The organism is Arthrobacter sp. Y3221160 (assembly GCF_059092585.1).
The window spans coordinates 2,304,448-2,324,260 of sequence record NZ_JBNHHU010000001.1 but is presented as its reverse complement, the minus strand read 5'-3'; the positions used below and the strand labels follow the sequence as shown (position 1 = coordinate 2,324,260).

Annotated in this window: 18 protein-coding genes; 3 read left to right on the top strand and 15 right to left on the bottom strand. The window is 67.5% G+C overall.

Going from position 1 to position 19,813, the window contains the following annotated elements; translation table 11 throughout:
* Nucleotides 1–51: 51 nt before the first annotated feature.
* Together AC5RWG_RS10870 and AC5RWG_RS10865 are read right to left on the bottom strand one after the other, a co-directional pair.
* A complete protein-coding gene (locus tag AC5RWG_RS10870) occupies nt 52–444 on the bottom strand; it encodes a hypothetical protein (RefSeq protein ID WP_494166893.1) in 393 nt (130 codons plus the stop codon).
* Between the two features lie 210 nt (nt 445–654).
* On the bottom strand, nt 655–885 hold the full coding sequence (locus AC5RWG_RS10865; protein ID WP_494024877.1) for a hypothetical protein: 231 nt from the start codon (nt 883–885) through the stop codon (nt 655–657).
* Nucleotides 886–1,163: 278 nt separating this feature from the next.
* On the opposite strand from AC5RWG_RS10865, the gene AC5RWG_RS10860 reads away from it, so the two are divergent.
* On the top strand, nt 1,164–1,712 hold the full coding sequence (locus tag AC5RWG_RS10860; protein WP_494166892.1) for a hypothetical protein: 549 nt from the start codon (nt 1,164–1,166) through the stop codon (nt 1,710–1,712).
* A gap of 65 nt (nt 1,713–1,777) precedes the next feature.
* Here AC5RWG_RS10860 and AC5RWG_RS10855 read toward each other — a convergent pair whose 3' ends face one another.
* Together AC5RWG_RS10855 and AC5RWG_RS10850 are read right to left on the bottom strand one after the other, a co-directional pair.
* The gene (locus AC5RWG_RS10855; RefSeq protein WP_494001965.1) at nt 1,778–2,080 is read right to left on the bottom strand and encodes a GNAT family N-acetyltransferase; all 303 of its coding nucleotides are present in this window, start codon (nt 2,078–2,080) and stop codon (nt 1,778–1,780) included.
* A gap of 65 nt (nt 2,081–2,145) precedes the next feature.
* Entirely contained in the window at nt 2,146–5,574 is a 3,429-nt protein-coding gene (locus AC5RWG_RS10850; protein ID WP_494167119.1) for a bifunctional proline dehydrogenase/L-glutamate gamma-semialdehyde dehydrogenase, read from the bottom strand.
* A 182-nt stretch (nt 5,575–5,756) separates the two neighbouring features.
* Here AC5RWG_RS10850 and AC5RWG_RS10845 point away from each other — a divergent pair, with 182 nt between their 5' ends.
* On the top strand, nt 5,757–6,659 hold the full coding sequence (locus tag AC5RWG_RS10845; protein WP_494013766.1) for a LysR family transcriptional regulator: 903 nt from the start codon (nt 5,757–5,759) through the stop codon (nt 6,657–6,659).
* 37 nt (nt 6,660–6,696) lie between these two features.
* On the opposite strand, the gene AC5RWG_RS10840 is transcribed toward AC5RWG_RS10845, so the two are convergent.
* The 8 genes from AC5RWG_RS10840 to AC5RWG_RS10805 are packed head-to-tail and all read right to left on the bottom strand — an operon-like array spanning nt 6,697 to nt 15,766.
* Nucleotides 6,697–8,154, bottom strand: a complete 1,458-nt coding sequence (locus AC5RWG_RS10840) for a glycosyltransferase family 2 protein (RefSeq protein ID WP_494074962.1) — start codon at nt 8,152–8,154, stop codon at nt 6,697–6,699.
* Nucleotides 8,155–8,178: 24 nt separating this feature from the next.
* Entirely contained in the window at nt 8,179–9,435 is a 1,257-nt protein-coding gene (locus AC5RWG_RS10835) for a saccharopine dehydrogenase family protein (protein WP_494167118.1), read from the bottom strand.
* Nucleotides 9,435–10,553, bottom strand: a complete 1,119-nt coding sequence (locus AC5RWG_RS10830) for a C45 family autoproteolytic acyltransferase/hydrolase (RefSeq protein WP_494166891.1) — start codon at nt 10,551–10,553, stop codon at nt 9,435–9,437. The genes AC5RWG_RS10835 and AC5RWG_RS10830 overlap by 1 nt, the downstream gene beginning before the upstream one ends.
* Nucleotides 10,546–11,406 (bottom strand): ABC transporter ATP-binding protein, encoded by an 861-nt coding sequence (locus AC5RWG_RS10825; RefSeq protein ID WP_494001961.1) that lies wholly within the window; start codon nt 11,404–11,406, stop codon nt 10,546–10,548. Before AC5RWG_RS10825 ends, AC5RWG_RS10830 begins: the two co-directional genes overlap by 8 nt.
* A complete protein-coding gene (locus AC5RWG_RS10820; RefSeq protein WP_494001960.1) occupies nt 11,403–12,293 on the bottom strand; it encodes an ABC transporter ATP-binding protein in 891 nt (296 codons plus the stop codon). The genes AC5RWG_RS10825 and AC5RWG_RS10820 overlap by 4 nt, the downstream gene beginning before the upstream one ends.
* Complete coding sequence (locus AC5RWG_RS10815) at nt 12,293–13,168, bottom strand: ABC transporter permease (protein ID WP_494001959.1); 876 nt, start codon at nt 13,166–13,168, stop codon at nt 12,293–12,295. The genes AC5RWG_RS10820 and AC5RWG_RS10815 overlap by 1 nt, the downstream gene beginning before the upstream one ends.
* Nucleotides 13,165–14,106 carry an ABC transporter permease gene (locus tag AC5RWG_RS10810; protein ID WP_494001958.1) on the bottom strand — a complete coding sequence of 314 codons (942 nt, stop codon included), beginning with the start codon at nt 14,104–14,106 and terminating at the stop codon, nt 13,165–13,167. Before AC5RWG_RS10810 ends, AC5RWG_RS10815 begins: the two co-directional genes overlap by 4 nt.
* A gap of 13 nt (nt 14,107–14,119) precedes the next feature.
* On the bottom strand, nt 14,120–15,766 hold the full coding sequence (locus tag AC5RWG_RS10805; RefSeq protein WP_494166890.1) for an ABC transporter substrate-binding protein: 1,647 nt from the start codon (nt 15,764–15,766) through the stop codon (nt 14,120–14,122).
* Between the two features lie 147 nt (nt 15,767–15,913).
* On the opposite strand from AC5RWG_RS10805, the gene AC5RWG_RS10800 reads away from it, so the two are divergent.
* Nucleotides 15,914–16,942: a LacI family DNA-binding transcriptional regulator gene (locus tag AC5RWG_RS10800; RefSeq protein WP_494166889.1), complete on the top strand. Its 1,029-nt coding sequence runs from the start codon at nt 15,914–15,916 to the stop codon at nt 16,940–16,942.
* A gap of 200 nt (nt 16,943–17,142) precedes the next feature.
* On the opposite strand, the gene AC5RWG_RS10795 is transcribed toward AC5RWG_RS10800, so the two are convergent.
* From AC5RWG_RS10795 to ectA, 3 genes are all read right to left on the bottom strand, one after another.
* Nucleotides 17,143–17,541, bottom strand: a complete 399-nt coding sequence (locus tag AC5RWG_RS10795; protein WP_494001955.1) for an ectoine synthase — start codon at nt 17,539–17,541, stop codon at nt 17,143–17,145.
* A 100-nt stretch (nt 17,542–17,641) separates the two neighbouring features.
* Complete coding sequence (gene ectB / locus AC5RWG_RS10790) at nt 17,642–18,913, bottom strand: diaminobutyrate--2-oxoglutarate transaminase (RefSeq protein ID WP_494166888.1); 1,272 nt, start codon at nt 18,911–18,913, stop codon at nt 17,642–17,644.
* A gap of 136 nt (nt 18,914–19,049) precedes the next feature.
* The gene (ectA, locus tag AC5RWG_RS10785) at nt 19,050–19,559 is read right to left on the bottom strand and encodes a diaminobutyrate acetyltransferase (protein WP_494023914.1); all 510 of its coding nucleotides are present in this window, start codon (nt 19,557–19,559) and stop codon (nt 19,050–19,052) included.
* Nucleotides 19,560–19,813: the final 254 nt, after the last annotated feature.

Here is a 19,813-nt window from a genome sequence, read left to right as displayed (position 1 = left end):
AGCCGCTGCACGCGGGCCCCCACGGCCCGCGTGCCGGCCCTGCCTCGACGGTCAGCGCGGTTTTTTGCTGCCCAGCGCCACGAGCGACAGGACAATGCCCGCACCGCACACCAGCGTGGCCAGGTACGCCAGGCCCACGCCGCCCATGCCCAGCGTCAGGCTGAGCGGCAGCCAGAGCACCGCCCAGCCGAGCACCGCGAACAACGGGGCATACCGCTCGCCGCGCGCCGTCCAGCGGTAGGCAAAAACCGCGAGGACAACGACGGCGATGGCTCCGGCCAGGGCGAAGCCCGCCAACGTGCCGCCGCCCTCCGGGTCGTGCCGCGAGCCCAGCGAGAAGGCCGTCATGGTGTCGATGGCCACGACGATGACGCCCGCGGCGATGGCGAACTGCAGGATGTTGCCGGCCTGGATCAGCAACATCCGCCGCACGTCGGGCCTCATGCCGTTTTCCTCCCGTCGCTCCGCCCGCTCAGGGCGCCCTCTCCTGCCACCCTATATAAGGCACAGGGCGATATCAGGCCCAGGGCGCGCCGCCCAGCGGGCGTCGCCTTCAGGACCGGCCTGCCGCATACACGGTGGCCCGGTTGGACAGGGCAGTGCCCCGGCGGAAACTTCCACCGGGGCACCGGCCGGCGCCCTCGCGGGCAGGTGTTACCAGCGGACCTTTTTCTCGGGCGGACCCTGCCGGCCGCTGGCGTGCTTCGGCTTGTGGCTGTTGCCGATGCTGTGCCAGCCGGCCAGGTCGCCGGCGTTGACCGCACGGCGGGAAGCCAGCCTCGCCTGTTGGTCCTCGGTCAGTTTGGCCGCGGCGGCCGGAGCGAGGTGGATGGTTGGTTCACGGGATTCGGCGGGTTGTGTTGCCCGCGGATCGATGTCAGTCATGGCTCTCCTTCGGTATTTTCAGGAGCCTGCCGGGAACTGGTCCGCCGCACCGGTCGTCAAGACGGGACGCCACAACACCCGGAGCATCATCCGGGCGTGAGCGGGGGTGAGATCAGGGGAACCACTCGCGAGGTACAGCCTCAGCAAGCCTTGTTTGGTTGTCGGCTTGACCGGTCCAAGACCTGGTTACTCGAAAATCAGAATTCCCATGGCGCACAGCCTAACAGCGCCGCCGGGCATCCGGTAGATTCAAGCAAAGGCCGGCGAGAAGGGGGACCATGTCCGCATCACAGTTCGACCAGCGGTACGACTCGATCTACCAGCGCGGCGGCGAATCGGCCGGCATCCCAACGACCGGCACCCCGCGGACCGCGGCGGCCCGGCCGGCGGCGGCCGCCCGGCCCGTCACCACGCCGGACACCCGGATGAGCCCGGCATTCCCCACCGCCGCGAGGCTGGCGGCGCCAGCGACGGACCCGCGCGCCGACAACCCCACAGCCCAGTCGACGGGCATCGCCGAAGTCATTCCGCCCGACGCCGTCGTGACGGCGGGCCCGGCAGATGCGGCGCCGCTCCGCCGGACGGTTAATCCGTTCCTGGGGGCGATGTGGGTGCTGGGCGTGGGGCTGGCCGGGTTCGGGGTCTGGGGTTCGATTGCACCGCACTTCATCGAGTTGGACGCCATGCTCGGGCCCACCGGCGTCTACGGGCCGCCGTGGATTTTCATCTTTACGTCCGTGGCGCCCATGATCCTGATCGCCGGGCTGCTCACCGTGGTCTGCGCCTTGACCTTGCACGCCGTGAGCTGGATGCGCCGGCACCCCTGACCCCGCCGCACAACCGGCGGCGGCAACCCGCCCGTGCGCGCGGCGGATCCTACGCGCGCCGGATCCTATTCTGGGCTTTCGGGCCACTCGACGTGCGGCTCGTACTCCGGGTGCCGGTGCAGCCAGCCCGCGACGTACTCGCAGTACGGCACGATCTTCCTCCCGCCGGCGACCACGTCCTCCAGCGCATGGCCGACCAACCTGCCGGCCAGGCCCTGGCCGGCAAAGTCATCGAACACGCGCGTATGGGTGAACGCCACGGTCCCGCCGTGCGCCTGAATCTCGGTGTACCCGGCCAAGGATCCGGCGGCCAGCACCTCGTAGCGCCTGAGGTCCTCGTTCAGCCGGAAAGAGAGGTCGTCAGCCATAGCCCGAGCCTGACACACGCGGGCGGCGGTGCAAATACACCGCCGCCTGCATCGGCTGCCGCCGGCTAGATCAGGCCGTCGGACAGGTGGTTAGGTGTGCCGAAGCGGTGCGCGGTGATGCTGACGGCCTGCTCGTGCAGGAACGGCAGCATTTCCACCCGGCCGGCTTCGGTCACGTCGTGGGCGTAGACCGCAACATCCGGGCGCCCGCCGGTGGCCACGGCAAGCGCCTTGGCGTCGCCGCCGATCATCCGGATCCGCCCGGCGCCGAGCCGTGGCACCCGGGCCAGCCAGTCGGCGTCGTCCTCCACCACCACGGCAAGGTCCAGCTCCGTGGCCACGGCCCGCAGTGCCGCGGGGAGCTCGACGGATGTGGACACCGTGACCTGGGATCCGGCCCGTACGCCGGCGGCCAGCACGCGGACCAACTTGGCCAGCGGCTCGCCGTCGGACAGCCGGACCGTGACCGGCACGGGCAGGTAGCGGAACACGTTGCGCTCGGCGGTCAGGCCGGACACGTCCTTGGCCGCGCCGAACTCCGCGGCCCAGGCGGCCGCGTCCGAGTGCAGCGAGCGTTCCAGCCCGGCGAGCTCGTCCGTGGGCAGCGTCTGACCCGCGCGCCGGGCCGCCTCCAACAGCTTCGCGGCCGCGCCCGTGATCTCGGCGGTGGCCGTCGACGGGGCGGTCTCCCAGTCGCCGAGCCCGATCAGGTAGTTCGGTCCGCCGGCCTTGGTTCCGGCTCCCACCGAGGACTTCTTCCAGCCGCCGAAGGGCTGGCGCCGCACGATGGCGCCCGTGATGCCCCGGTTCACGTAGAGGTTGCCGGCCTGGATGTTCTGCAGCCAGTAGTCCAGCTCGTCCCGGTCCAATGAATGCAAGCCCGAGGTCAGGCCGTACTCGATGTCGTTGGTGATGGCGACAGCCTCTTCAAGCGTTTCGGCGGTCATTACCCCGAGGATCGGGCCGAAGAACTCGGTCAGGTGGTAGCGCGAGCCGCGCTTCACCCCGGTGCGCACGCCCGGGCTCCAGAGCTTGCCGGTCTCGTCCAGCCGTTCGGGCCGGATGAGCCAGCTCTCGCCGGCGCCCAGCGTGGTCAGCCCGTCCAGCAGCTTGCCGTCGGCCGGGGCGATGACCGGGCCCATCTGGGTGGCCGGATCCTGCGGATAGCCCACCTTCATAGAGGTGACCGCGTCCACCAATTGGTTGCGGAAGCGCGGCGACGTGGCGGCGGATCCCACCAGGATCACCAGCGAGGCCGCGGAGCACTTCTGCCCGGCATGGCCGAACGCGGAGTAGGCGACGTCCCTGGCGGCCAGGTCGAAGTCGGCGCTGGGCGTGACGATGATGGCGTTCTTGCCGGACGTCTCGGCCAGCAGCGGCAGGTCCGGGCGGAAAGAGCGGAACAGCTCGGCGGTCTCGTAGGCGCCGGTGAGGATCACGCGGTCCACCTCCGGGTGCGAGATCAGCTGCCGGCCCAGTTCGCGCTCGCCCAGCTGCACCAGCTGCAGCACATCGCGCGGCACCCCGGCTTCGTCGAACGCCTCCCACAGCGCTTCCACCATCACGGCCCCGGTGCGGGCCGCCTGCTTGGCAGGCTTGATCACGACGGCGGAGCCCGCGGCGAGCGCCGCGAGGGCGCCTCCGGCGGGGATCGCCGTCGGGAAGTTCCACGGCGGGGTGACCACGGTCAGCCTGGAGGGAACGAATTCGGCGCCGTCCACAGTGTCCAGCATGCGCGCCAGCTCGGCGTAGAAGTGCGCGAAGTCGGCGGCCTCGGAAACCTCCGGGTCGCCCTGGTCAAGGGTCTTGCCGGCCTCGGCGGCCATGACCTCCAACAGCCGGGCGCGGTGGGCATTCAGTTTGTCGCCGGCCTTGTGCAGCACCTCGGCCCGTTCGGCGCCGCTCATCGCGCCCCATCTCTTGGACTGCTCGACGGCCGTGGCGATCACCTGCTCCAGCTGCGCCTCATCCTTGACCTCGGCGCCGGCAACGGTATCGATGCCAAGCCTTGAACCGGGGACGCGGGACAGGATCTCCCGGCCCCAGGCCAGGTTGGCGGGCAGGGACGGATCGGTGTCCGGGATGTTGTCGAAGGAATCGACGGGCCGGGCCGGCTCGGGCTTGGTGCGGTCTTGCTGCCGGTTCGGTTCCGGGACGTCGTCGTCGAGGTTCTCGAGCGAGGCGAGGAAGCGCTGCTTCTCGCGCTCGAAGAGGTGCTCGTTCTTGCTCAGCTCGAAGACCGCGGACATGAAGTTCTCGCTGCTGGCGCCCTCTTCGAGCCGGCGGATCAGGTAGGCGATGGCCACGTCGAACTCGCCGGGGTGGACCACCGGGGTGTAGAGCAGCAGCGACCCGACGTCCTTCTTCACCGCCTCGGCCTGGCCCTGCGCCATGCCCAGCAGCATCTCGAAGTCGATGGCACCCGCGAGGTGTCCGATGCCGCGCTGCTTGGCCAGCAACCAGGCGAACGCGACGTCGAATAGGTTGTGCCCGGCGACGCCGATCCGCACGTTGCCGATCCGGTCCGGGTGCAGGGCGTAGTTGATCACGCGCTTGTAGTTGGTGTCCGAGTCCTGCTTGGTTCCCCAGGTGGCCAGCGGCCAGCCGTGCAGCGACGCCTCCACCTGTTCCATGGGCAGGTTGGCTCCCTTGACCACGCGCACCTTGATCGCGGCGCCGCCGCGGGCACGGCGGGCCGCGGCCCACTCCTGCAGCCGGATCATGGCCTTCAGTGCGTCCGGCAGATAGGCCTGCAGCACAATGCCGGCCTCCAGCTGTTCGAACTCCGGCTTGTCCAGGATCCTGGTGAAGACCGCCATGGTCATCTCCAGGTCCTTGTACTCCTCCATGTCCAGGTTGATGAACTTGGGCTTCGGGGAGTTGGCCGCCTGCCGGTACAGCGGAGTCAGGCTGTCGACGACGTGCTCCACCGCCTCGTCGAAGGCCCAGTGCGAGTGCGGGGCCACGGTAGAGGAGACCTTGATGGAAACGTAGTCGACGTCGTCGCGGGCCAGCAGGCGTTTGGTGCCTTCGAGCCGGCGTTCCGCCTCGCGGCTCCCCAGGACGGCCTCGCCCAGCAGGTTGATGTTCAGCCGAACGTCTTCCCGGCGGATCCTGGCGATGGCCGGGCCCAGCTTGGCATCCGTCGCGTCCACGATCAGGTGGCCCACCATTTCGCGCAGCACCCGCCGGGCCGCCGGAATGACCACGTGCGGGAGGACCGGGGCCATGGTGCCTCCCACGCGCACCGCGGCCCGCATGTACCAGGGCAGGAAGGCCGGAACCTTCGGTGCCAGTGCGGCCAGGTTGCGGGCGGCAACGCGCAGGTCCTCGGGGCGGATCACGCCGTCGACGAATCCAACGGTGAAATCCAGCCCGTTCGGATCATTCAGGACGCCGGCCAGCTGGCGGGCGGAGGCGTCGGCGGGGACTTTCTCGGCCTCGGTCAGCCAGTGGCGGACCAGTTTGATGGAGTCGGCGGCGAGGTCGGCCATCTGCTCATCGGGCAGGTTAGTGGTCTGCACCGGAGCCTCCTTCAGGGCATCGTTCACGGCAGTATCTGTCCCTTCAACGAAATTGCAATGTTCCCTCAGACCAGTATGGAGCTAGACTTCGTGAAGCAAAAGCGATCTTTTCCGACCGATAATCATCGGTTTTGCTGATGAATGGAGATGCCGTGCTGGATGTCCGGAGACTGCGCTTGCTGCGCGAGGTCAAAGTCCGCGGCACCTTGGCGGAGGCGGCCGCCGCGCTGAGCCTGAGCCCGTCATCCGTTTCCCAGCAGCTGGCCTTGCTGGAAAAGGAGGCCGGGGTGGCGCTGCTGCGAAAGGCCGGACGCCGGGTGCAGCTCACGCCGCAGGCCGAGATCCTCGTGGTGCACACCGAGTCGCTGCTGTCCACCCTCGAGCAGGCCGAAACGGACTTGGCGGCGTCGCTGACCGCGGTGACCGGAACCGTCCGGCTGGCGGCGTTCCAATCGGCGGCGCTGGCGCTGCTGCCGGAGGCCCTCACAGCCATGCGGCAGCGGCACCCGGACGTGCGGATCGAGATGGTCCAGCGTGAACCCGAGACGGCGCTGTACGAGACCTGGGCGCGCGACTTCGACCTGGTCATCGCCGAGCAGTACCCCGGCCACGCGGCGCCGCACCATCCGGAGCTGGACCGCCAGAAACTGACCAGCGACGCCATCCGGCTCGCGGTACCGCCCGCCGCCGTGGCCGGAACCGCCGTCACCTCGGTCGACGACGCCCGGAGGCTGCCGTGGGTGATGGAGCCGCATGGCGCAGCTTCCCGGCATTGGGCAGAACAGGCGTGCCGCCAGGCCGGATTCGAGCCGGATGTGCGGTATGAAACGGCCGACCTGCAGGCGCAGATCCGGCTGATTGAATCCGGCAACGCGGTGGCGTTCATGCCGGACCTGGTCTGGACCGGCCGGGACACCACCTGCCTGCTGCTGGACCTGCCGGGCCTGCCGCGGCGCACGGTCTTCACCTCGGTCCGCCGCGGCTCTGCCAACCGACCGGCCATCCTGGCGTTCCGGGCAGTCCTGGAGGCAACGGCCCGGGAGATCGCGGCCTGAGGTCCGGGCCGCCCCGGCGCCTCCCCTAGGCCACGCCCTACGCCGCGGGCTGTTTGCGCTGGTCCAAGCTGAGGTTCCCATGCACCGTGGCGTAGGCGCGCAGGCCTGCGGCAATGAGCGGCAACCCCTGCTCCGGTGCCAGGATCCTGCGGGCCGGACCGTCCATGCCGTCCAACCGGAGCTGCACGAACAGGTCCACCAGCACCGGGCCCAGCCCTGCCAGTTCACTCCGGGGCAGTACGGCACGGTAGCCGCCGCCGTCGTCCCTGACGTCAAAGCCGAGCTCGGCGTCTGTCCCGCGGGCGCGTGCCACGAGCCGGACCGATTCGTATTCCGCCGCCGGTTCGAACACCAACCCGAACGACACGGACTCCCCGTCGAGCCGGGGCTGCAGGGCCCGCGGCGTCGGTTTCAGCGCTTCCTCGGTGGTGGCCAGCTTGAGCAGGCCTTCCACATCCCGTGCCCGGACCAGCTGCGAGCGCTGCCGGTAAGGAAATGACAGCTGCTCCTCCAGCCGTTCCGGAATGTGTTGGTCCACGAAGGCGGCATGGGCCGCCACCCACCGCTGCCGCGTGCCCGGCGCCATCGACCGGTAGCGGTCGGGCACGTAGAAGCGAAGGAGTTTGCGCCGGTACAGGTCCAGCACCAGCAGCTCGGCCTGTTCTGGGTCCGGATGGTTCTCCCTGATGATCCGCGCGATTTCGGCGACGGATCCGGTGTACCCCTCAGGGATGGCGCGCTCGGAGCTGATGTTGGTTCCGTCGTCGCGGGTGCGGATGAAGTAATAGTCGTAGTCGGCCGCGATCGCGTTCCTCCGGGAGGCCAGATAGCAGCGGGTGAGCATCATGCCGTCTTCCAGCCGGACTTTGCCCTCCGGGAAGCGGATGCCGTGTGTGTCCAGCAGCTCACGCCGGATCAGCTTTTGCGGTGAGAGCGTGCCCAGGATCTTGCGCACGGGAACGTCCGGCACGGTCTCGGTGAACAGCGAAGACTGCACGCGCCGGCCGCCGATTCCGACCATCCGCGGGGCCAGCACATCGACCTGGTGCTTGTCGGCAAAGTCAACCATCCGGCGCAGTGCTTCGGGCCCCAGCCTGTCGTCCGCATCGCAGAAGAAGACGTAATCGGAACTGCTGGCGGCGATCCCTACGTTGCGGGGCTTCCCCGGCCAGCCGCTGTTCTGTTGGTGGATGACCCGCCAGTTCGGATGCCGCGCGGCGTACTCGTCCAGCAGCTTGCCTCCGCCGTCGGTGGAGCCGTCGTCCACGGCGATCACCTCGAAGAGCGCCGGGTCCAGGTCCTGTGCAACCAGCGATTCCAGCAGCTCCGTCAGGTAGGGCAACGCGTTGAATACCGGGATCACCACGGCCACCCGCGCGGTCTGCGCACTGGCCGTCGGCCCGGAGTCACTCTCGCGCACGCGAAACTGGCCCGCGCGCGCGGCAATCCGTTTCAGCTTGCGCCGTGCGCCTGCCAGTTTGTCCTTGATGGCCACGCGGTCCCCTTCGATCGGTAGCAGTTAATGCATTCTGCCACTCCGATTGGCCGTTTCCTCCCGCATCCCCCACGGGGAACCGTAGCCCTCGGGTGCGGGCGCCGACATCAGGTCCAGGAAGGGTTTGGCGTCGAACGCCTCCGGGCCCAGGACGCCGGCTCCGCTCCAGAGGCCCGAGGCCAGGAGTTCCAGGGCGATGATCGGGTTCAGCGCCGTCTGCCACACCACGCACTGGCTGCCGTATTCGGCCATGGTGTCGGCGTTGTCGGCGACATGGTAGAGGTAGGTCCGCCGCGGGGCGCCGTCCTTGTCCTCGCCTGTCACCAGGACGCCTGCGCATGTCTTGCCGGTGATCCTGGGCCCGAGCGTGGCCGGATCCGGCAGGCAGGCGGCCACGACGTCCCGCGGGCTCACGGATGTTCCCTTGACGTTGACCGGCGTGGTGGAATCGAGGCCCAGCTTGTGCAGGACCTTGAGCACCTCGATGAATTCATCGCCCAGCCCGTACTTGAAATTGACCTTGCCGGCATCCAGCCACCGGGGCATCAGCAAGACTTCCTCGTGTTCCACGTTGACGCACTCCACGGGGCCGATGCCTTCGGGAAAGTCGAAGACTTCGGGGTCGCTGAAGGGCTCTGTGGTGCTCCAACCGGTCTCGGCGGAATAGATAACCGGCGGGTTGAGGCATTCCTCGATGGTGGTCCAAATGGAGAAGGACGGCGCGAAATCGTATCCCTCGACCTTCAGGTTGGCGCCGTCGCGGACGCCGATCTCGTCGATGACGGAGAACAGGTAGTCCTGGGCGTACCGGGCCAGGACGTCGGAGAGTCCCGGTTCCACGCCTATCCCGACCAGAGCCAGCCGCCCGGCTTCCTCCCACTCAGCGGCCCGCTCGAACTGCTGGTCTCCCAGCTTGACGCCGGTGAGCTCATAGGGTCGTTCCGGGTGCGGCGTGGACAGTGACATTGCCATGTCCAGATAGGTGGCTCCGGCGTCCGCGGCACCCTCGAAGACCGGCATGACGAAACGGGGGTCAACGGCGTTGAGCACGTGGGTGATGCCGTGGTCCCTGATGGCACCGGCAACGGCCTCCCTGCTTGACGCGTCCAGGGCAATCGCGCTGAACCGTCCGCGCCGGCCCTGCGGCAGTGCCTCGACTACGGCTCGGGCCCGTGACGGGTCGTAGTCCGCCAGGACGAAGGCCTCAAAGAATTCCCGCCGGGCGGCAATGCCTGCGGCGGCGCCGCCCACTCCGCCTGCTCCAATACACAGAATCCGCATCATGCTCCCTTGGGGGTGTCTTGGCTGTTGCTGCCGGCAGGCTCGGGACTCATGCGGAACCAGCTGTTCGCCGTCACGTCGGTGGGCGCGCCCGGTGACGCGAGCAGGGTGCCGGCCGCCGGGTCAATGCCCACGGTTGCCAGGGTCGCCCAGCGGGAGCCCAGGCCGGCACCCGGGGTCGGCACGCAGCACAGTTCGGCCCCGTCACCGGGAACCGAGCACAGGTAGGGCACGAGATCCTGCGGCTGACGGGGCTGGAACGCAGCGCTGACCCGCCTGTCCAGCAAGTCGATCCGCTGCTGGGAGTCCGGCTGGTACAGCTCGGTCTTGTCCCCCTTCGCCAGCCTTGGGGCCAGGAAATGGTTGGTGTGCAGCAGGTGACCGCCGGTCGGCTTGATCACCTCGGCCCCCTCGGGGCTGAGCTCCACGATTGCTGCGCCGGCTCTGGTGACCACGGTGATGGCGCTGGAAGTCTTGACCGGTGCGTCGAGGAGTATGTCCACGGCCTCGTCCAGCGTAGCTGCCGCGTGCAGTACCTGCGCGGCTGCGATGTGGACGGGCACCGCCCCCGGACTGTCCTGCCTGTGACCCAGCACGTTCAGGTGCACGCCGACGCCGGCGTCGTTTAGCCCGATCTTGGCGAGGATTCCGTACTCCGTCAGTCCCACGAACCGGCCCTGACTGGTTTCAACCGACTGCAGGTGCCAGGCGGCGGCGAGTTCTTCATGCCAGTCCCAGGTCTGCAAGGAGAAAGGCCGGGCTCCGGCGCTGACGACGGTAGAACACTCCCCCGGCCGGGCCCGTTCCGAGAGGGACAGGATTTCGGTCCGGGCATTAAGGGCGCTGACCTTCCAGACGGGCAAGCCCGCTCCCTCCGCGGTGCCGCGGATCTCGGCCGCCAGGTGCGTCGCCCAGGCTTCAGTGGCGGCCAGGCTGCGGGTGGCTTCCCGCTCCACGATGGTTTCGCTGATGCCGTGGGCCTCGAACAGTTGGCGGTAAACGTCCCAGCAGTCGGCGATACCGCTGCGTCCTTCGGTGCCGCGCTGCACGCCCAGCTGGCGGGGGTCCCCGCCTCGAAGCGTCAGCACCTGCGGGATCGTGCCTGCGGGGTCAGTCAATGTCGTGCTCCTCATTCAATGTCTCGCTGTCGCGGCGCCGCGGCTTCCAGCCGGGCCGCGGCGCGCTGTCGATCAACCGTCGGGTGTACGGGTGTGCCGGGCTGTCGAGGATCTGGTCGGCAGTGCCGGCTTCGACGATGACCCCGCGGCGCATCACCACGATGGAGTGGGCTATCTGGCGCGCCACCGCCAGATCATGCGTGATGAAGAGATAGGTCAGCTGTTTTTCCCGCCGCAGCTGTTCGAGCATCCGCAGGATTTGCGCCTGGACGGTGACGTCCAGCGCGGAGACGGCCTCGTCGAGCACGATGACCCCAGGCGATGCCGCCAGCGCCCGCGCTATGGCCACGCGCTGCTTCTGCCCGCCGGAGAGTTCGTCCGGGAGCGCGGACATGTGGGTTTCGGTCAGTCCGACTTCCCGGAACAACTCGAGGCAGCGTCTGCGTCGTGCTGCCGGGTCCAGGGAGGTGTGGGCCTTCAACACCTCGGCAACCGCCTCGGAGACCGGTAGCCGGCGGTTCAACGACCCCTGCGGGTCTTGGAAGACCATTTGGACGTCCTTTGACCGTTCCCGCCGGATTCGGCGGCTGGTCCGAGGGTTGACCGGTTTGCCGTTGAGGAAGACGGACCCGCTGTCCGGGGTTTCCAGCCCAACGAGCATCCTGGCCAACGTGCTCTTTCCCGAACCCGATTCCCCCACCACCGCCAGGCAGTGTCCGCGCTCGATGGCCAGGGACGCGTCTTTGACGGCGTGGACGTGCGTGCGGTTACGGCCGGAACCAACGGTGAACTTCTTGTTGAGTTTGCTTATGACGACGGCGGGGGCCGTGGGCTGCGTCTGCACGCCGGTCATTGCTTCACCTCTCGGGATGCCTCGCGGCTTGGTGGACCGGGGACGCTTGTCCCGGCACGAGGTCCGGCCTGGGTTTGGGGGTCGGCGCCTGGCCCGGCGTCGATGCGGTGATCCAGGCTGGGCTTGGCCGCGACCAGCTTCCGGGTGTATTCGTGTTCCGGCCGGTTCAGCACCCGGTCTGCGGGGCCGGATTCGACGATCCGGCCGCCCGACATGACGGCGATACGGTCGCACGCCGCCGCGGCCAGGTCCAGGTCGTGGGTCACGAAGATCATCGCCATGCCTGCCTCGGTCCGAGCCTCGTCCAGGATGGCCATGACGTCGGACTGCGTCGTGACATCGAGCGCCGTGGTCGGTTCGTCCGCCAGCAGCAGCTCGGTGCCCCGGGCAACCGCGCCGGCAATGACGACCCGCTGGAGCATGCCGCCGGAGAGCTGGTGCGGGTAGGAACGCAGGCAGCGGGCGACGTTGTGGATGCCCACCTGCTCGAGCACTTCCCCGGAAAGCCGCAGGGCTTCCTGGGCGGTCGCTGCAGGCCTGGCGGCTTGGATGCCTTCCACCAGGAATTTGCTGACCGGCAGCACCGGATTCAGGGCGGCCTGCGGATTCTGGGAGATCATCGAGACGGCACCGGCCCGGAAGGCGCGGAGCCGCTCGCCGGAGTACGCCAGCGTGTCCTCCCCCTTGTAGAGGACCCTGCCGGCAATGTCCGTCCGCGGCGGCAGGGTCTGGAGGATCGTCCGCATGGTCATGGATTTTCCGGAGCCGGACTCCCCCACCAGGCCGACGGACTCGCCCTTCTCCACCACGATGTTGATATCGGACAGCAGCGTCGTCTGGCGGTGCTCCGGCCCGATCTTGACGGTGACGTTCGACAGTTCGAGCATCAGATCCTCCCTGCTGCCCGGCGCCCGCCGAGCTTTTCGCCCAGGAATCCCAGCGCGGCAACGGTCAGCACAATGAGCAGGCCTGCGTAGAGGCTCTCTTGCGGGTAGCCGGCCAGAAGTGAGGACTGGCCGGAGGAAACCATGAGGCCCCAGTCTGCGTCGGGCGGTTGCACACCAAAGCCGAGGTAGGACAGGGCGGCGAGGTCGATCATGCCGTAGCCGAAGTTGATGCTCATTCCCGTCATGACCTGCTGTTTCACGTTCGGCAGCAGGTGCCGCACGGTGATGGAAAACCCGGAAATTCCCTGCAGCTCCGCCGATTTCACATACGGCAGATTCCGCTCGCGCAGGGCCACGCTGCGGATCACCCGGGCGGTATACGGGGTGAAGCCGATCGCCAGGGCAATCACGGCGGTCTCCACTCTCGCGCCGAACACCGCCACCGCCAGCACGGCCAGCAGCAGGTTTGGAAACGCGAACAGGAAATCCAGGACCCTGCTGATGAGGTTGTCCACCCAGCCGCCGAACCAGACGGCGACCAGGGCGAGGGTGCCGCCCATCACGGCGGTGAGCACGGCGACGGCGAGGGCGGCGAGAATGCTGGAGCGGGCGCCTGTGGCGAGCCGGGAGAACAGATCCCGTCCGGCCTGGTCCGTTCCGAGCCAATGCTCGACCCCGGGCGGAAGATAGCGCTCCACAACGTTGCCGGCCGTCGGATCGAACGGTGTGAGGGCCGGCCCGATCAGGGCGAACAGTCCAATGAGCACCACCCAGCCCAGGCAGATGGCCGTCAGGACATCCGGCTTCGACCGGGTCTTCCGGGACGGGCTCCGCTTCAGTGCCCCGGAGCGTCCGGTTTCTTCCAGCGTGCTCATGACGCCGCCCCCAAACGCACCCTCGGATCGATCACGACATAGAGCAAGTCGACGGCCAGGTTGATGAGGCCGAAGGCCACGACCATGATCAACGACACTGCCTGCACCACCGCGAAGTCCTTCTGCTGCACGGCCGCCACCAGCAGTGCGCCGATGCCGTCGAGTGTGAACGCGTACTCGACCACGAAGGCGCCGGCCAGCAAGGCGGCGACGTGGACGCCGGAAACCGTTGATACGGGAAGCATCGAATTGCGCAGGACGTGGCGCCGTATGACGATCCGTTCCAGCACTCCCCGGGACCGCGCCGTCTGGGCGTGCTCGGACTCGCGCTCTTCCTTAACCGCGGTGCGGGTAATGCGCGCGACCACCGCCAGCGAGGGCAGCGCCAACGCCAACGCCGGCAGGGTCAGGTGATGGAGCCTGCCGGCCAGGCCCTCGCCGGAGCCGAAGACCGGAAACCAGCCGAGCATGACCCCGAAGACACTCATCAGCAGCAGGGCCGCGAAGAATGTCGGTACGGCAAAGCCGAGATTCGATCCGAAAAGCACCACGTTCTCCAGCCAGCCCGGCCGAAGTCCGGCCAGGCAACCGAGTCCGATGCCGCCAATCACGATGATCAGCGCGGCGTAGAGGGTGAGGGACAGTGTGGTGGGCAAGCGGCCCGCGATGAGATCGGCGACTTCCTGGCGGTTGGCCAGCGACTGGCCGAAGTCCCCCTGGACAACACCCCACAGCCAGTTGAAGTAGCGGACCAGAAACGGGTCGTCCAGGGAGTACTGCGCCCTGATGGATGCCAGTACCTCCGGCGTCACGGTCCGGCCTTGCACCAGGAACTGCTCGGGGCTTCCTGGTGCAAGGTACAGTCCGCCAAAGACCGCAAAGCTGGAGGCCAACAGGATCGTTCCCAGTGCCAAGAGCCTTTTGACGATATAGATCATGACGGCTTTTTCGTTACTCCGCGGCGCCCAGGTCCGCACCCCAGGGGTAGTAGAGATAGACGAAGGACGCCGGTACGCCCGTCACCCGCTCATTCAGGAAGAGCCGTCCTGCCGGATCGACGATGGGCAGCCAGGGCAGGTCGGCCATGGCCAACGCCTCGATTTCGGCGACCTTCGCGGCACGCTCCGTGTCGTCGGTCAGAACCTCCGCCTCGGCGATGAGTTTCTCAATCTCCGGGTTGCTGTAGTCGGAGAAGTTCTGCGACCCGCCTTCCTTCACAATGGTGCGCAGGAACACCAGGGGATCCGGAACGTCCATGTAATTGGTGGTGACGAAGGCGCCGTGCCCGGCACGGGCCTCGGGATCCGAGAAGAAGGCGCCGAATTGTGCGCTCGGCACGCCCTGGGGCTTGACCGTCAGCCCGATTTCCTGGCCGGCACGCGCCAATTCGGAAATGATGTCCGCGTAGAAGGACCGTTCGCTCGGGTACACGATGGTGATCGGCTCGCTCAGGTCAGCTTCTGCCTCCGCGAGGATTTTCTTGGCCTCCTCGACGTTCGCTTCAACCGGCGGCAGTTTTTCGCGCGCTGCGCTGAAGACGTCGTCGCCGTAAGACCAGCCGCCGTCGGGAATCAGGGACCGGGACGGCATGGCCGTGCCCTCGTACACCGTCTCCGCCAACGCCGAAGTGTTCGCGGCGGTCCACAGTGCCTTCCGCACAGCAGGATCGCCCAGCGGGCCGTCGCCTGTGGCGATGATGGCCGAGAGCTGCAGGGACTTGCCGAGAATCAGCTCGCCGTTGGTCGCCGACTGAAGTTGCGGTACCGCGCTGAGCGGGACGTCGTAGGACCCGTCCACTGCTCCGGACGCGAGCGCGTTGGTGATGGCCGCGGGGTCCACGATGAACTGGATGTCGAGGTTCTGTACGTTGGGCATGCGGTCGCTGTTCCAGTAAGCATCGTTCTTGGCCAGGGAGATGCTCTGGCCGCTGTCCCACTGGTCAACCGAGAAGGGCCCCGTACACATCACGCCCTCCTGCGGGGTGCCGTACGCTTCGCCTGCCTCTTTGCGCTGTGCCTCCTGAACGATGACGCCCAGCGGAGTGGCCATGTAGGAGTTGAACGTGACGTCCGGAGAGCTCAGGCTCACGGTCACTTCGTACTCGCCCGTGGCCTTGATCGATTCGACGTTGCCGCTGACCGCGTCGCTGGCCCAATAGCTGCCCTCGTCAGGGTCCAGATGCCGGTTCAGGCTGAAGACCACGTCCTGGGCGGTCATCGGCGTGCCGTCCCAGAAGGTCACGTCATCCCGCAGCTTGTAGATGTACGTCTTGCCGTCGACGTTCTCGAACGATTCGGCAAGGTTGGGAGCGATCGTGTAGTCCGGTTCCATCACCATCAGGCCCTCGCACAGGTTGGCCACGACGGTGTTTTCCGGGTAGTTGAAGGCCTTGATCGGATCCAGTGAAGCCGGTTCGCCGAACGGCAGGTTCCAGGTGACGGTATCCAGTTCGCCCGCCGCCGGTTCCGTGGTGGTCTGCAGTTCCCCCAGGCCGCTGCCTGCCTCCGCATCCGGCGCGGCCGCTTTGCCGCCGCCGTTGCTGCACGCGGTCAGCAGCATCGCGAGGGCCACCGACGTGGCCAGCGTGACTTTCTTCATCCTGCAATCCCCTTTGCTTCACAGTGTGTGGTTCCGATGGGACGCTTGCTCTGCGTATTCCAGTAAGCTACGGGGATAAAACCTTTTATATAACGTTTTAGCTGTTCTGTTATGCAACCGTTATGACTTCAATCACGGAGGGCGGACATGCGCCAGCGAGTCACCATCCACGATGTGGCCCGGGAAGCCGGCGTGTCCATCACCGCCGTCTCACACAGCCTGAACAACAAGGGCACGCTGTCGGCCGAAACCCGCGAGCGCGTGCGGCAGACGGCCGAAAGGCTGGGGTACCAGCCCGATCCGATGGCGCGGGGACTCCGCAACAGCCCGATCGGGGTCATTGGACTCATGCTCCGGCCGCTGGATTCGCTCGGAACGTATCGCCCGCACGGCGTGGACTACTTCACCAGGCTCTCCGGGGCCGTTGCCGTGGAGTGCCTGGAGCGCGGGCTGAGCGTCATGCTCGTCCGGGACCTGACGCGGTTGCCGCGCTCCCCGCTCGCCTTGTCGTTGGATGGCTACATCATTGACGATCCGCTCGAGGAGGATCCGGTCATCGACCTGTTAATGGGGCTGGCCGCTCCTTTCGTCACCATTGGACGCGATCCTGCACGGCCCGACTTTCTCGATTGGGTCGGTTCCCACGACTCGGAAGAGACGGAGGCAGTGCTGTCCAGGTTCCACCGATCCGGGGCACGCTCCATCTGCCTCATCACCGGCATGGACCGCAACGCCTGGAACCTCGACTCCACGGCGGCCTACCGCAGCTGGGCAGCGCGTCACGGGATGAAGCCACGCATCGCCATCCGGCCGGAGTCCGACGGCGTCGACGGCGGCAGGGCCGCCATGCAGGAACTGCTGGACGCCGGCGGGGAAACGCCGGACGCTGTCTACTGCCTGACCGGGCGGCACGCGCGCGGCGCCCTGGAGGAACTGGCGGCCCGGGGCATCACCGTGCCCGGGCAGGTCCAGCTCATCGCCGGTTCGGATTCAGAACAGTCGCGCAACAGCAGCCCCGCGATCAGCGCCATCGATCTGGAACCGGAGCTCATCGCGGCGGCCGCGGTCAGCCATCTGTCCCGGAAAATGTTCGGGGACTCCGGTATCCCGGCAAAGCTTTCCGCCAGGCTGATCCTGCGCGAGAGCACGCTCGATTCCGGCAGCGACCGGACGTGACGATGGCCCGCCTTCCGCAGGATTCCTGCCGAAGGCGGGCCACCGCCGTCGTCGTTGTCTGCCGTCAATTCCGTGACGGCATTCCGGTGCTACCGGCGGCCGGGGCGAATTCCCGGGCGCCGATGAATTCCGGGCGCGGGGAGTTGGCCGCAAAGGCTCCGAGACCCGGTTAACTAGGTGCCGGGTCTCGGCTGTCGGAGTCAGCTTGCCGGCTCGGCCTCGATGAGCGGGTAGACGCCGTTCTCGTCGTGGACTTCGCGGCCGGTAACGGGCGGGTTGAACACGCAGGCCATGCGCAGTTCGGTGGTGGCGCGGACCGTGTGCTTCTCGTGCCCGTCCAGCAGGTACATGGTTCCGTCGCGCAGGTCATGGACTTCGCCGGTGACCTCGTTGGTGAGGGTGCCCTCGCCCTGGACGCAGTAGACGGCCTCGATGTGGTTGGCGTAGTGGAACGTGGAGGTGGTGCCCGCGTAGATCACCGTGTCGTGGAAGGAAAAGCCCACGCCCTCACCCGCCAGCACCATGCGTCGGCTCCGCCAGGTCTCGGACTTAACGTCGCGGTCGGTGTCGTTCAGGTCGTTCAGGTTGGTAACAAGCATCGGTACTCCTCGGATAGGAAGTCAGGAAGTTTCGTTCGGCGTGCGCGGCGGGGCGGCTCGGCCACACGCCGAGCGGGCGTCGGTGGGCGGCCGTCCCGCCCTAGAGGGCTCCGACCAGTTCCGGCACCGCGGTGACGGCGCGGGTCGCGTCGATCAGGATGTCCAGGCCGCGGTCCAGTTCGGCGGCGCTGATGGTCAGGGCCGGCATCAGCTTCACCACTTCGCCCTCGGGGCCGGATGTTTCCACCAGCAGCCCGTTGTCGTAGGCCTCGGCGGCGATCTGGCCGGCGGTTTCGTTCTCCGGGAACTTCACCCCGGCGAGCAGGCCGCGGCCGCGCACGCTGGCGCCCTCCACCAGCCCGGCGATCCGCTCCAGGCCCTCGTGCAGCTGCACGGCCCGGGCCTGGATCTGTTTCTGGAACTCGCCGGTCCGCCAGTAGGTCTCCAGCGCCGCCGTGGCCGTCACGAACGCCGGGTTGTGCCCGCGGAAGGTGCCGTTGTGCTCGCCGGCTCCCCAGACGTCCAGCTCCGGGCGGAACAGGGTCAGCGCCATCGGCAGGCCGTAGCCGGAGATGGACTTGGACAGGCAGACGATGTCCGGGGTGATGCCGGCTTCCTCAAAGCTGAAGAACGTTCCGGTGCGGCCGCAGCCGGCCTGCACATCGTCGACGATCAGCAGGATCTCGTGCTTCTTGCACAGGTCGGCCAGGCCGCGCAGCCAGCCGGCGCGGGCGGCGTTGAGGCCGCCTTCGCCCTGGACGGTCTCCACGATGATGCCCGCCGGCTTGTCCACGCCCGAGCCGCTGTCCTCCAGCACCCGTTCCAGCCACAGGAAATCGGCGGTTTCGCCGGAGAAGTAGTCGTCGTAGGGGATTTTTGAGCTGTTGGTCAGCGGGATGCCCGCGCCCCGGCGCTTCATCGAGTTTCCGGTCACCGACAGCGAACCGAGCGTCATGCCGTGGAACGCGTTGGTGAAGGAGAGGATGTGCTGGCGGCCCGTCACCTTGCGGGCCAGCTTCAGGGCGGCCTCAACGGTGTTGGTGCCGGTGGGGCCCGGGAACATGACCTTGTAGTCGAGGTTCCGCGGCTCGAGGATGACCTCTTGGAAGGTTTCCAGGAACGTGCGCTTGGCCGGGGTCTTCATGTCCAGCGAGTGCACGACGGCGCCGCTGGCCAGGTACTCCAGCAGCGGCTGCAGCAGTTTCGGGTTGTTGTGGCCGTAGTTGAGCGCGCCGGCGCCGGAGAAGAAATCCAGGTAGGTGGTCCCGTCCTCGGCCGTCATGGTGCTGCCCTCGGCGCGGGTGAACACGGCGGGCCAGCTGCGGCAGTAGCCGCGGACCTCGGACTCGAGGGTCTCGAAAATGTCAGTCATGGAATACGCTTCCTTCCTCAGTGCGGCAGCGGGCGGGCCCGGGTAGGGGACAGCGCCACAGCAGCCACAGGTCGATTCATGCGGATGTGCGTTGGTGGAGGTGGTGCTTGGTCGGCCGCGGGGGGGCCGGCGGGATTTAATTGAGCGGACCGATCCGGAACAGGTACTCGGTGTCGTGCCCGTCCGGGTACAGCTCTTCGGTGAAGAGCGGTTCGCGTTCCATTGGCGCCTCCCGGCGCGACGCAAAGCCGGCAAACAGCCGGACGGAGGCCTCGTTGTCCGCCGTGATGGTGGTTTCCACCCGCTCGGCCAGGACTTGCCAGGCCAGGCGGTCCAGCATGTCCGCCGCCAGCCTGCGGCCGCGGAACCGCCGGTCCACGGCCACCTGCCACACCATCAAGGTGCCCGGTTCGTCGGGGCGCATGTAGCCGGTGATGAAACCGGCCGGCTCTCCGTCCACCGTGGCGATGATCGACGTCTCGGCGAAGTCGCGGGTCCACAGCAGGTAGGAGTAGGACGAGTTCAGGTCCAGGACCTGGGAATCCCTGGCCATGCGCCACAGGGACTGCCCGTCGTTCAGGGTTGGTTTACGGAAGCTTGCTTCGATCCTCGGTCTGGTCTGGGTTTCTGCTAGTTCTTCAACCATCCCTTCAAACGTAACGAGATCAGAGCCGTTATCAACTCGAAACCTGCCGATTTGACAGCGGTTCGGGCGGGTTCGCCGCCCCTGCCGCCCCCGCCCGAATTCCGCCGGATCCCTTGTGCCAGTTGCCCTCCGGCGGAATGACGACGGCGGTGCCCGGGCGCCCTTTTATCGTTACCATTTCGTGACCTTCGCTGTGTGACGACCGGTCGAAAGTGTGGCCTCAGCCGTGCGAGGAGCGCCCGAGTGGCCGTTAC